At 72.0% G+C, this 12,123-nt stretch carries 12 protein-coding genes; 7 read left to right on the forward strand and 5 right to left on the reverse strand.

All coding sequences use genetic code 11. The features are described from left to right. Nucleotides 1–18: 18 nt before the first annotated feature. From AB7V09_RS05905 to AB7V09_RS05915, 3 genes are read right to left on the reverse strand one after another with little or no spacing between them, the layout of a single operon-like run. Entirely contained in the window at nucleotides 19–1,701 is a 1,683-nt protein-coding gene (locus AB7V09_RS05905; protein ID WP_419143209.1) for a multicopper oxidase domain-containing protein, read from the reverse strand. Beyond that, nucleotides 1,698–3,101: a hypothetical protein gene (locus AB7V09_RS05910; RefSeq protein ID WP_419143210.1), complete on the reverse strand. Its 1,404-nt coding sequence runs from the start codon at nucleotides 3,099–3,101 to the stop codon at nucleotides 1,698–1,700. The genes AB7V09_RS05905 and AB7V09_RS05910 overlap by 4 nt, the downstream gene beginning before the upstream one ends. Next, nucleotides 3,098–4,279: a hypothetical protein gene (locus AB7V09_RS05915; RefSeq protein WP_419143211.1), complete on the reverse strand. Its 1,182-nt coding sequence runs from the start codon at nucleotides 4,277–4,279 to the stop codon at nucleotides 3,098–3,100. The genes AB7V09_RS05910 and AB7V09_RS05915 overlap by 4 nt, the downstream gene beginning before the upstream one ends. Nucleotides 4,280–4,515: 236 nt before the next feature. Between AB7V09_RS05915 and AB7V09_RS05920 the strand changes: the two genes are divergently transcribed. The 3 genes from AB7V09_RS05920 (at nucleotide 4,516) to AB7V09_RS05930 (ending at nucleotide 6,464) form a co-directional block, all read left to right on the forward strand. Then, on the forward strand, nucleotides 4,516–4,812 hold the full coding sequence (locus AB7V09_RS05920) for a DUF2249 domain-containing protein (protein WP_003785642.1): 297 nt from the start codon (nucleotides 4,516–4,518) through the stop codon (nucleotides 4,810–4,812). Nucleotides 4,813–4,939: 127 nt separating this feature from the next. Then, nucleotides 4,940–6,130 (forward strand): GTP 3',8-cyclase MoaA, encoded by a 1,191-nt coding sequence (moaA, locus tag AB7V09_RS05925; RefSeq protein ID WP_314919631.1) that lies wholly within the window; start codon nucleotides 4,940–4,942, stop codon nucleotides 6,128–6,130. Between the two features lie 22 nt (nucleotides 6,131–6,152). Then, on the forward strand, nucleotides 6,153–6,464 hold the full coding sequence (locus AB7V09_RS05930) for a MoaD/ThiS family protein (RefSeq protein ID WP_075414629.1): 312 nt from the start codon (nucleotides 6,153–6,155) through the stop codon (nucleotides 6,462–6,464). Nucleotides 6,465–6,551: 87 nt separating this feature from the next. Here the strand turns inward: AB7V09_RS05930 and AB7V09_RS05935 are convergent, their stop codons facing one another. Then, a complete protein-coding gene (locus AB7V09_RS05935) occupies nucleotides 6,552–7,019 on the reverse strand; it encodes a molybdenum cofactor biosynthesis protein MoaE (RefSeq protein ID WP_256699545.1) in 468 nt (155 codons plus the stop codon). Nucleotides 7,020–7,196: 177 nt separating this feature from the next. Here AB7V09_RS05935 and glp point away from each other — a divergent pair, with 177 nt between their 5' ends. The 3 genes from glp (at nucleotide 7,197) to mobA (ending at nucleotide 9,795) form a co-directional block, all read left to right on the forward strand. Continuing rightward, nucleotides 7,197–8,534 (forward strand): gephyrin-like molybdotransferase Glp, encoded by a 1,338-nt coding sequence (gene glp / locus AB7V09_RS05940; RefSeq protein ID WP_279012584.1) that lies wholly within the window; start codon nucleotides 7,197–7,199, stop codon nucleotides 8,532–8,534. Between the two features lie 87 nt (nucleotides 8,535–8,621). Then, nucleotides 8,622–9,143: a cyclic pyranopterin monophosphate synthase MoaC gene (moaC, locus tag AB7V09_RS05945; protein WP_419143212.1), complete on the forward strand. Its 522-nt coding sequence runs from the start codon at nucleotides 8,622–8,624 to the stop codon at nucleotides 9,141–9,143. A gap of 19 nt (nucleotides 9,144–9,162) precedes the next feature. Beyond that, nucleotides 9,163–9,795: a molybdenum cofactor guanylyltransferase gene (gene mobA / locus AB7V09_RS05950; protein WP_419143276.1), complete on the forward strand. Its 633-nt coding sequence runs from the start codon at nucleotides 9,163–9,165 to the stop codon at nucleotides 9,793–9,795. A 43-nt stretch (nucleotides 9,796–9,838) separates the two neighbouring features. On the opposite strand, the gene AB7V09_RS05955 is transcribed toward mobA, so the two are convergent. Continuing rightward, nucleotides 9,839–10,372 carry a MogA/MoaB family molybdenum cofactor biosynthesis protein gene (locus AB7V09_RS05955; RefSeq protein ID WP_043538155.1) on the reverse strand — a complete coding sequence of 178 codons (534 nt, stop codon included), beginning with the start codon at nucleotides 10,370–10,372 and terminating at the stop codon, nucleotides 9,839–9,841. A 319-nt stretch (nucleotides 10,373–10,691) separates the two neighbouring features. Between AB7V09_RS05955 and AB7V09_RS05960 the strand changes: the two genes are divergently transcribed. Beyond that, a complete protein-coding gene (locus tag AB7V09_RS05960; RefSeq protein WP_419143213.1) occupies nucleotides 10,692–12,020 on the forward strand; it encodes an MFS transporter in 1,329 nt (442 codons plus the stop codon). Nucleotides 12,021–12,123 lie beyond the last annotated feature (103 nt).

The raw sequence follows: 12,123 nt of genomic DNA on the forward strand, positions 1-12,123 counted from the left end.
GTCTGAGGCTCCCGCGGTTCAGGCGGTGACCTCCAGGACGCCGTGAGCTCCCTTCTCCATGTCGGCGAAGGAGTGCGTCACGAACACGTAGTGTCCCGGCTCGGAGGCGACGCACTCGACGAACCCGCCCTGAGCCGGCTGCAGGCCGAGGGCCTGGGAGCCGCCGGACCAGGCGGCCCCGATCCGGTTCGGGCCGCCCAGGGTCCAGGCCCCCTCGAAGAAGACCTGATCGAACTGTAGGCCGACGGCGTGGAACGACGTCGGAAGAGAGGGGCCGGCGGCCATGACCCAGAAGCGCACGCGCTCCCCGACCTTGGCCTTGAGCGGCTGCTGGTGGTATTGGAAGGCCACCCCGTTGAAGGTCATGAGGTCGGGGGTCTTGGCGGCGATCTTCTCCGTGTTGGGCTCGCCGCCCTCGGGGCCGAGGTAGACCTCGGAGGCGACGATGACGTACTCGCGGTCCACGGCCGTCAGCCCGGGTGGGTCGATGATGACGGCCCCGTGCATGCCGGCAGCCAGGTGCAGGCTCATCGGCGAGGTGGAGCAGTGGTAGAGCCAGATCCCCGAGTGCTGGGCCTTGAAGGTGTAGACGAGGGACTCCCCGGGGTTGATCGAGCGCATCGCCTGATCGGGCGGGGTGATCCCCGCGTGGAAGTCCAGGGAGTGGCTCATCGTGCCGTCGTTGACCAGGGTGATCTCGAAGGTGTCCCCCACCTTGCCGCGCAGGACGGGGCCGGGGACCTGCCCGTTGAAGGTCAGGCGCCGCTGGGTGACGCCGGCGCCGACCGGCATGACCTGCTCCTTGACGGTGAAGGTGTGCCGGTGGGTCATGGGGCCGCCGTCGGGACTGGTGGGGGCCGGTGGCAGGGCGGCGTCGAAGGCCTTGAAACCGGCGGGCAGCTGGGCCGAGTAGTCGGGAACCGCGTCCTTGCCGGAGCCGGCCGGCTTGCTCTGGCCACCGCCGTGCTGGTGGGCGCCGGCGGCCGCCCCGCCCGCGGTGACGTGGAAGACCATGCCCTGGGCGCGGTGGCCGGCGATGGAGCACCAGCCCTCGATCGGACCCGCGACGATGCCGGCGTCGAGGGTGCCCTTGGCTCTGGCGGCGATGCGCCCGGTGGTCTGGCCGGTGGCCAGGACGAGGTCGTGGACCTGATCGGCGGTGTTGTCCAGGGTAATGACGAGCCGGTCGCCGGGGGTGACATCGACCGTGTCCGGCACGAACCGCAGGCCCTCCACCGTGATGGTGGCGTTGACGGTGTTGCCGGTGGGCGTGACGTCCTGGGTGGTTCCGCCCTGACCCCGGTTGCCGATGACGCTGCCGACGACGACGGCCGCTCCGGCAGTGAGCAGCCCCATGAGAACGCCGCGGCGGTCGGCGGACTGGAGCAGGCCGCCCGAGGACGGTGCGGCAGTCCCGTCTCCCGCCGTCGGGCCGGCTCCGCCGGTCAGGGGGCGGCGGTTGCGGTCGATGGCGGGGGCGGTACCGGCCGTCACCGCTCGGCGGTGGGCGCCCTCGGGCTTGTTAGCGCCCGTCGCCGCGCGCCCAGCAGTGTCGCCGGGGGCCTGAGCCGCACTGTCGGCGCCGCTGCGCTCGGTCTCCTGGGAGGCAGCGTCCTGAGAAGGGGCGTTCTCGGAGCCAGCAGTCTCAGGAGCGGCGGCCTCATCAGGGGATGGTGCCTGTGCGTCGGGCGTCTTCGTCATCGGGTTCCCCTTCGGGGCTGGGCGGACCGGTGGCCCGCGGGGTCGGAGGTGGGGTCGGCGTCGGCCGGGGTGCGTGGGGTACGCGGCGGGCGCTTGCGCTGGGAGACCTCGCGCAGGCTGAGGATCATGCCCGCCAGCAGGTAGGAGGTCACCAGCGCGGCCAGGGCGCCGGCGACGACGCGCACCTGCCAGGGCGCCCCCGGGTAGAGCGCCAGCAGGAGGCAGACGTTGGCTGCAGTGACCCGGTAGGCGGCGAAGCGGTCCATGATCGCGTTGGTGGCCCGGGTGGCCGCGGGGCCGCCGCCGAGCATCACCGGAGTGAGGTAGCTCAGGGCCGCCACGAGGATCTGCAGGGCGAAGCCCGCCGCCAGGGGCAGGCGCAGGGAGTGGATGACCCCACGGGCAGCGGCGGCGTCGTCGGCCAGCGCCATGCGGGCCCCCAGGACGGCGACGCAGCCGACGAACCAGGCCACCGAGGCCGTGGCGGAGGCCGTGGCGAAGGAGGTCGGCGGGACCCGGCGGGCGGTGCGGTACGCGGGCACGAGGACTGCGCAGGCACCACCGAGGTAGACCAGCGTGCCCAGGCCCGCCAGGGGCGGCCACAGCCCGCAGGCGGCCACCAGCGCGGTGCCGCCCACGAGATAGGGCAGGCCGCGAGTGGTCCAGCGCGGCGCGACCGGCTCCATGGGAGTGCGCAGCATCGTGGGCCACAGGACCGTGAGCGTGCCCAGGACCGTGGTACCCACGAAGCCCAGCAGCATGGTGGTCGTGTGCGCCAGGTAGAAGCCGTCGGCCAGGGCGGAGCGCCCGTGGGCGTTGGACCAGGAGATGAGGAAGCCCAGCAGCGCACCGGTGGCCAGCAGGACCAGGGCGACGGCGTAGTGGAGGGCCAGGGAGGCCAGGCGCGGGGCGATGGCCCTGCGGTACTGCACGGTGATGGCCACGACGCCCGCAATGGCCTGGGCCATGACGATACCCGCCCCGACGAGCGCCACCGCCTGCTGGCCCATGGTGATGCCGGTGAGCACGACGGCGGTGCCGAGGCTGTGGGCGTAAAGGCGCGCGTCCAGGAGGGCGGCGCCGCCCAGGGCCGGGCGGTGCAGGAGGGTGTCGGCGAAGTGGGCGGACCAGATGGTGATGGCGCTGCCGATCCCGCCCAGGAGCAGGGCATGCAGGGGCAGCCAGGTTCCCCAGGAGACCAGCGGGCCCACGATGGTCAGGGCCGCCAGGACCGCGGCAATGAGCAGCCAGGCCATGACCAGGGCGTTGCGACGTACCTGGGTGGTGCGCCGGGAGGGCTTCTTGCCGGGACGGCCCGGGCCGCTTGCTCGTCCGGGGCCGGGAAGCGAGCCGGGCCGGGGGGCGGACCCGGTACCGGGAGAACCGATGGACAGGCTCATGCGCGGCTCCCTCCCGCCTGCGACGTCGTCGATCCGGATGCCGCGGCCGCATCCGGAGGTCCGACCCGGACCGGCTTGCGGATGCTGCCGGAGGTCAGGACGCGCCCCAGGGTGAGGACCATGAAGACGAGGATCGCGGCCACTCCCACGGCACCGCCGACCTTCCAGACCGCGGAGGCCTCCGCCAGCAGGCCGACGACGCGCACCACCAGGCCGGCGTGCAGCAGAACGTAGGGCAGCCACATGAGCCGGTGGTAGGGCAGGGCCCGGTGGACGATCGCGGGGATGATGACCGGCGCGTGGGCCAGGATCATGGAGAAGGCGAAGCCCACCGTGATGCAGTGGATGACGATCTCGTAGGCGGCCCCGTTCAGGCCCTGCAGGCCCCACAGCGACCAGACCGCCCCGGCGAGGGCGAGCCACACGTAGCCGGCGAGCATGGAGGCCGCCATGAAGCGCACCCCGCCGCGCAGACGGACCGTGCGCCGGGCGACGTCGTAGTAGGCCATGACGACGGCCAGTCCCAGCAGGGCCGGGCCGACCACGAGGTGGGAGCCCGGTGCGATGAGCAGCAGGCAGGCGCCCAGGACCGCCGCGCCGGAGAGCGCCTCGACGACGGTCTCCACCATCTCGTCGAGGAAGGCGATGCGGGCCAGCTCCAGGCGCTCGCCGATGATGGTGAGCGTGGGGAAGAGCAGCCACAGCGGGACGACGTCCTCCATGCCGCGCCCACCCAGCCACAGGACGTCCCCCAGCAGGAGGGCCGCCCCGCCCATGGCCTCGACATCGACGGCGGCACTGGGGGCGCGGCGGTGAACCCGCAGGTAGATGGCGCACAGGACGCCGGCGGCACCGGCCATGAGTCCCCGGCCGACGACGTCGGGGGCGCCGGCCAGGAGGGCCAGGCAGCCCGCGGCACTTCCCAGGGGGGCGAGGAAGGCCCAGGGGGTGCGGGCGGCGACCGCCCGTTCCAGGGCGATGACGGTCCCCAGGAAGCCGACGAGCATGAGGGGGCCGTGGAGCGCCGCCAGCTCGGCCCCATTGACGGGGGCCGGCAGGTTGAGGCGCAGGAGGGCGGCGTTGAGTCCCATGAGGATGCAGGCGGCGCCCAGGGCCAGGGCCACCAGGCGCGGCGCCACGCGGCTGGTCAGCGCCCGGCTGAGTCGGTCCGTCTCCACGCCCCAACCGTATCCAACGGCGCCGCAAACCCACGCACCACGCACTCACATCGACAGAAACTTCATAGACGACACGGCTCCGCGTCACTTATGAAGCTTCGGTAGGTTTGTGTGGGGCTGGCCGCGCCAGCGGAGGTGGACAGCCGTTCCACTGGAGGTGGACGGTCGTTCCAGCCGGCCCCGCGGTGGTAGTAAGGTCACGCCCACCAGTACGAAACACTCCGAAGGAGAGCCCTATGAGCGAGAGCCCCGAGCTGCTGCCCGTCACTGAGAAGAAGTCCAGCTGCGGCTGCCACGAGCACAGCGACGAGCGCCTCACCCTGGACGCGCGCGCCATCCCGCACCGTCTGCGCCACGCCGCGGTCATCGGCGCCGCCTCCTCCCTGAACCCCGGCGAGGGCTTCGACCTGGTGGCCCCGCACGTGCCCACCCCGCTGCTGGCCCAGATCGACCAGCTGCCCTTCACCTTCCAGCACACGCTGCTGGAGCAGTCCGAGGGCTTCGCCCGCGTCGAGATCCTGCGCACCGCCTGATCCGCGCCTGAGCGCGACCGGTCGGCCGGAGGCACACGCGGCCCCGAACCCCTGGCTCCGGCCACGGGCTCGGGGCCTCAGCGGGCCTGACTCCGTGCCGCCGGCGCGCTCCCGATATGCTCAACGCATGACGCCTGCACCGCTCGATGCCGCGGTCGTCGGCCCGAGCAGGAGCCGTGGAACCTCCGCGGACCTGCCCATGCCGACGACCCGGCCGGTGCTACCCGAGCTGTCCGAACGTCCCGGCCCGCCGGCCCCGGCTGCCGACGGCGTCCCCCAGCAGCTGGTCGACCGCTACGGGCGCACCGTGCGCGACCTGCGCCTGTCCATCACGGACCGCTGCAACCTGCGTTGCACCTACTGCATGCCCGCGCAGGGTCTCCAGTGGTTGCCCACCCCGGATCTGCTGACCACCGCCGAGCTCACCCGCCTGGGGCGCATCGCCGTCGAGCGCCTGGGAGTCGAGCGCATCCGCCTGACCGGTGGCGAGCCGCTCATGCGGCGCGACCTGGAGGAGATCGTCGAAGCACTGTCCGCGTTGCGGACCTTGGCCGGAGCCAAGCCGGACATCGCCCTGACTACCAACGGCCTGGGCCTGGAGAAGCGAGCCGCCGGGCTGCGGGCGGCGGGCCTGGACCGCGTCAACATCTCCATCGACTCCCTGGACCCGCAGGACTACGCCGCCATCACTCGCCGCGACCGGCTCGCCGACGTCCTGACCGGGATCGCCGGCGCCCAGGAGGCCGGCCTGGACCCCATCAAGGTCAATGCCGTGGCCGTGCCCGCCACCGTGGAGGAACGCGCGCCACGTCTCCTGGCCGAGTGCCTGCGCCGTGGCTGGCAGCTGCGGTTCATCGAGCACATGCCGCTGGGACCGCGCGAGACCTGGAGCAGCCAGGACGTCGTCGGCGTCGATCAGATCCTGGAGGTGCTGCGGGAGGCCGGATTCACCCTCACCGAGGTGGGCCGCCCGGACCGTCGTCCGGCGGCGCTGTGGCGCGTCGCCGCCGGAAGCGCGTTGGGCCAGGAGCATCCGGCCGGGACGGTGGGCGTCATCGCCTCGGTCACCGCCCCCTTCTGCTCAGACTGCGACCGCACCCGCATCACGGCCGACGGACGCCTCATGACCTGCCTGTTCTCCAGCACCGAGACCGACCTGCGCGGCCCCATGCGCGCCGGGGCCGACGACGACGAGCTCATCCGCATCTGGGCCGGCGCCACCTGGGGGAAGCCCCGCGCGCACGGCTCGGACAGTCCCCATACCGAGAGCGACGGCTTCGCTCGCCCGCAGCGCACTATGTCGGCCATCGGTGGCTGACCCGATTCCTCAGGAGCCCCCTATGACGAACCCCTCCCCCGAGCTGTCGCCCCAGGCGGGCGCGCACGCCGGTCAGGCGCAGATCTCCGTGACCCTGCGCTACTTCGCCGCGGCCACTGAGGCCGCCGGGCGCCCCGAGGAGCGCCTGGACCTGCCCGCCGGCACGACACTGGCGGCTCTACGCGAGCAGCTCTCCGGTAGAGGCCTGGAGATGGCGCGGGTCATCCCGATCTGCAGTTTCCTCGTCAACTCGGTCTCCACCCCGGCGGACTCGCTCACGCCCCTGGCCGACGGCGACGCCGTCGACGTGCTCCCGCCCTTCGCCGGCGGGTGACGACCGCATCGAGCCGGGCGGTTGTCGCACATCCCGACCGTTCTTCCGGCCGGCTGCCCGAGACGTTCCAGGCTCGGCGACAAGACGTCAGGCGATGTTGCTCCACTGGCTCGAGCCGTCGGTGAAGGTCTGGCGCTTCCACACGGGCAGGCGCTCCTTGACCTCCTCGACGATCTGGCTGCACACGGCGAAGGCCTCGGCGCGGTGGTCGGAGCTGACGGCGACCGCGAGCGCCACCTCCCCGACGCTCAGGTCGCCGACGCGGTGGACGACCCCCAGGGCCCGCACCCGCCCCTGTTGGGCCACGTCCTGGGCGATCTGCTCGACGATCTGGCCGGCCGTGGGGTGGCAGGAGTAGCCGATGCCGGTGACGGCGCGCTCGGCGTCGTGGTTGCGGACCACGCCCTCGAAGGTGACGACGGCGCCGGCGGCGGCGTCCTGAACAGCGTCGGCGAGTTCGGTGACGCTGATGGGGGCCTCGGTGACCTCGGCGCGGACCACGCGGGCCGTGGGAGCCGGGAGCGGCCGGCTGGGCTGGTCGGGACTGGGCGTCACGGGGTCTCCTCGATCGGGGCGGCGGGCTGGGAGTGATCGGATGGTCGGCCGCGAGCATACCCATGTGGGCTTCCCCGGCTGAACGGGCATGATAGGCCCCGGATGCTCGGGCACCGGCCCCGCGACCGCCCGCCCCGAGTCGCAGCCCACAGGGCGCTCGCCGAAGGAAGGACCGCTATGGCGCAGATGATTCCGCTGGAGGACTACGTCTCCCAGGTGCTGGAGGCCCTCTCTCCCCTGGAGGGCGACCGTGTGCCACTGGGGCGGGCGCACCGCCGGGTGCTGGCCGAGGACGTGACCGCCGCCGTCCCGGTGCCGCCGTGGACGAACTCGGCGATGGACGGCTACGCGGTGCGCGCGAAGGACACGACCGGCGCCTGCCCGCTCACGCCCGTGGCGCTGCCGGTGAGCGGGGACGTTCCGGCCGGCGCCGCACCGCGGCCCCTCGCGGAGGGAACCGCCCAGCGGATCATGACTGGGGCGATGCTGCCTGAGGGCGCGGACGCCGTGGTCAAGGTGGAGGACACCGACCAGGCTCCCGGCCCGCACCCGATTCCCGAGCGCGTCGAGATCCGCGCGGCAGCGACCCCGGGCCTCAGCGTGCGCCGCGCCGGGGAGGACGTGGCCGCGGGTGATCCGGTCATGGCGGCGGGGACGAGGCTGTCGGCGGCGGCCATCTCCGCCCTGGCCTCCGTGGGGCTCGGCTCAGTGCTGGTGCGGCCGCAGGTGCGCGTGGCGGTGGTGTCCACCGGGGCCGAGCTGCGTGACGCCGGCCAGGCGCTGGAGCCCGGGACGATTCCCGACTCCAACTCCCTGCTGCTGGCCGGGCTGGTCGCCGAACACGGGGCCGTGTGCACGAGCGTGGCCCGCAGCGGCGACACGGCCGAGGCCCTGGCCGAGGTGCTGCGGCAGGCCGCGGCCGGCGCCGACCTCATCGTCACCTCCGGGGGCGTGTCTGCGGGGGCCTTCGATCCTCTGACGATGCTGGCGCAGGCGCAGCGGGGCGAGGAGGCCCCAGTGCACCTGGACTTCGTCAAGGTGGCCATGCAGCCGGGCAAGCCCCAGGGGCACGGCTGGGTCCTGGCCGACGACGGCCGGCGGGTGCCGATCATCTGCCTGCCGGGCAACCCGGTGAGTGTCCTGGTCTCCTTCACCACAATCGTGGCCCCGGCGCTGGCCCGCCTGGCCGGGCAGGACGCAGAGGATGGCGGCGCAGAGCCGCTTCCGGGGCGGCCTGTCCTGACGGCGCGCGCGGCGGTGGGCTGGCGGACCCCGCCGAGGCGGCGCCAGCACGTTCCGGTGCGCTTCACCGAGGCCCCCACCGGCTCCGGAGTCCGTTCCGACCTCGGTGACGGCGCGGGCCTCCCCTGGGTCACGCCCACCCACCGGCTGGGCTCCGGCTCGCACCTGGTGGCATCGCTGCCGGCCGCGCAGGCACTGGCGGTGGTGGTCGCCGAGGTCGAGGCGGTCGAGGTCGGCGACGAGCTGCCCCTCATCCCGCTGTCCGCCTCGTAGCGCCCGCCGGCCGCCCCTGAAGGCCACCGGTGCAAGCGACGAGCCACATCCACGACGCACGATCCCACCCCCAGTGAAGGAGCCCCTATGACGACCCGCCCCGAGATCACCCTCACCCACCTGGACGAGGCGGGCGCCGCCTACATGGTGGATGTCACCGCCAAGACCCCGACCGTGCGCGAGGCCCGCGCCACCGCCTTCGTGGCCTGCTCGGAGGCGATCGTCGACGCCCTGCGCGGCGGCTCTGTCCCCAAGGGCGACGTGCTCGCCGTGGCCCGCGTGGCCGGGATCGCGGCAACGAAGAAGGTCCCCGAGCTCCTCCCCCTGGCGCATGTCATCGGCGTACACGGGGCGCGCGTGGACCTGGAGATCGTCGACGGCGGCGTGCACATTGAGACCACGGTGCGCACGGCCGACCGCACGGGCGTGGAGATGGAGGCCCTCACTGCCGCCACCGTGGCGGGACTGGCGATCGTCGACATGGTCAAGGGAGTGGACCGGGGCGTCGAGCTGAGAGAGGCCAAGGTGGTCGCCAAGTCCGGGGGACGCTCAGGGGACTGGGTGCGCGGTGACCGCGGTGACCGCGGTGACCGCGGTGACGCCGCCTGAGCAGACGGTCGGCGCCATCATGAGCACCACGGATGCGGCCGAGGTCGCCGACGTCGTCGTGCTGGCCGGCGGGACCGGCGCTCGGTTGGACGGAGCCTCCAAGCCCGACGTCGTCGCCCGGGGACTGCGCCTGCTCGACCACGTGCTGGCCGGCCTGGAGCAGCTTCGCGAACAGGGCCTTCCGCTCGGGCGCGTGTGCGTTGTCGCCCCGGCAGAGGTCGCTCTGCCCGGAGGCGTCCTACGGGCGCTGGAGGACCCTCCCCTGGGAGGACCCGTCGCCGGGATCGGAGCCGGGCTGGATGTCCTAGGACGGAGCGCCCCGGTTGCGGGACTCACCGGGATTCTCACCTGCGACGCGCCCTTGTCCTGGAGGGCGCTGCCGGCCCTGCACCGGGCGCTGGCGCAGGCCGGGCCGGAGCTGGACGGCGTCTGCGCCCGCGACGGCGAGCACACCCAGTACCTGCTGGGCCTCTACCGTCGCCGAGCACTGGCCGCGGCCGTCGCCCCGGACGGCGCGCCTCTGCGGGACACGGCTGTGCGCCGGGCCCTCGGGACGCTCCGCGTCAGGGCCATCCCCACGGCTCGCGATGTCGTGCGGGATCTGGACACCTGGGCCGAGGTCCATTCCTGGGACTCGGGCCGCTCCGAGTAGCAGCCCGGCTCAATCCGAATCGCTCAGTAGTGCTCGAGCGTGCTCAGTGGTCGCCGCCGCCGAGCTGCTCCAGGACATGGGGCACCAGGGGGCCGACGACGGCGACGGTGTCCTTGACCCCGCCGCGTGAGCCGGGGGCGTTGACGACCAGGGCGCCGTCGTCGCCGCGAGAGGTCACGCCTACCAGCCCGCGGGACAGTCCCGCCAGCGGTGTCTTGGTCAGCCCGTGGGCGCGGATCTGCGCCTCGATGCCCTCGATGCGGGTCTCCAGCAGTGGTGCCGTCGCCTCCGGGGTGAGGTCCCGAGGGGTCACCCCGGTACCGCCGGTGGTCAGGACCACCCGGGCGCCGCCGGCCACCGCCCGCCTGATCGCCTCACGCACCGGCTCAACACCGTCGGGCACGAGGTCCACCTTCTCGACGACGACGTCGTGCTCAGCCAGGAGGCGCTGGGCCAGCGGGCCGGAGAGGTCCTCTCTCTCACCGCTGACGCAGCGGTCGGAGACGGTGATGACGGCGCCCTTGACGGGCTCGGGCAGGGCCGCCAGGCCCTTCTGGACGATGGGGGTCTCACTCATGGACCCACCGTAGTCCGCATACACCCCGCGCGACTCCTCCGTCTCCCACCCGGAGTTTCAAGGGCAACACGTCCCGATCCAACCGGCAACCTCAATTAGGCAACTAATAATGAACCTAATTCACCGCCCTTAGTCACCTCTGAGATGTCGGTTTCGCCTCGTATTGCTCAGACATTCGTCCCTTGCATGAAGATCTGACCAGTTCATTGCATCATTGAGCGCGGTGTGAGTCCGCAGGCTTTCACCGACTCTCTCCAAACAGTCTCAGGTCCAGGGCGCTGTCGCCCAGCGGACCGAGCCCCACAACAGCAGGAGCCCTATGTCCACGCTCGACACCTCCGGTCGTGTCCTCACAGGCTGGAACCCCGAGGAGCCGGAGAACTGGTCCGCGAAGATCGCCTGGACCACCCTGGCCATCACCACCTTCTCCCTCATGCTCGGCTTCACCGTCTGGTTTCTGCCCAGCGCGGTGGCCCCCAGGCTCAACGACATCGGCTTCCACCTGACCAAGAACCAGATCTACTGGATCACCTCGATGCCGGGCCTGTCCTGCGCCGCCCTGCGCCTGATCTACATGTTCCTGCCCGCCACCATCGGCGCCCGCAAGATGATCGGCTGGTCCTCGCTGCTCTACATCCTGCCGATGCTCGGCTGGTTCGTCGCGGTGCAGAACCACAACACCTCCTTCGGTGTCCTGCTCGCCCTGTCCTTCGCCTGCGGTATCGGGGCCGCCACCTTCTCCGGCTACATGCCCTCGACCGGCTTCTACTTCCCCAAGCGTCTGGCCGGCACCGCCCTGGGCCTGCAGGGAGGCCTGGGCAACATGGGCATGAGCATCATCCAGCTCGCCGCCCCCTTCCTCATGAGCATCAGCCTGTTCGGGCTGACCTGGGTCGCCCCCCACCACGAGGGCGCCCCCTTGGTCGTCAACGCCACCGTCTTCTTCCTGCCCTGGTCCCTCATCGCGGCCTTCCTGACCTTCCGTTACATCAAGGACGTCCCGCTCAAGGCCAACATCAAGGAGCAGATGGACATCTTCGGCAACCTGGACACCTGGCTCATGACGGTCCTGTACATCATGACCTTCGGCGTCTTCTCAGGCTTCGCCGCCCAGACCGCCAACATCATCAACAACAACTACGGCGCCGCCTCCGACCTGGCCGACCACTTTGCCAAGGGCGACCTGCCCCAGGGAGCCTCCTACGCCTTCATCGGCACCCTCATCGGCTCCTTCCTGCGCTTCGCCTGGGGCCCTTTGTGCGACCGCTTCGGCGGAGCCATTTGGACCTTCGTCTCCGCCATCGGTATGGCCATCACGATGGCCTGGTGCGGCTACCTGGTGGCCGCCGCGGACGACCCGGCCGACTTCACCATCTTCATGGTGGCGCTGCTGGCGATGTTCTTCTTCGCCGGCGTCGGTAACGCCTCGACCTTCAAGCAGATGCCGATGATCATGCCCAAGCGCCAGGCCGGCGGCGCCATCGGCTTCACCGCCGCCGTGGCCTCCCTCGGCCCCTTCCTGGTCGGCATCGCCCTGACCCTCATGCCGACGCACGTCTTCTTCTACAGCTGCGCCGTCTTCTGCGTCCTGTGCGCCGTCATCTGCTGGGTCCGCTACGCCAAGCCGGGCGCCAAGCGTCCGGGCTGATCCGCCCCTCCGGCCCCGGTCGGGATCACCCCGCCGGGGCCACCATCCGCAACCGACTGACCAGCTCGACGGCGGACGCGACCAGCATCGTGGTCGCGTCCGC

It is taken from the genome of Actinomyces sp. SKVG-SVH-4(1) (genome assembly GCF_048514265.1).
GTDB classification, from domain to species: domain Bacteria; phylum Actinomycetota; class Actinomycetes; order Actinomycetales; family Actinomycetaceae; genus Actinomyces; species Actinomyces oris.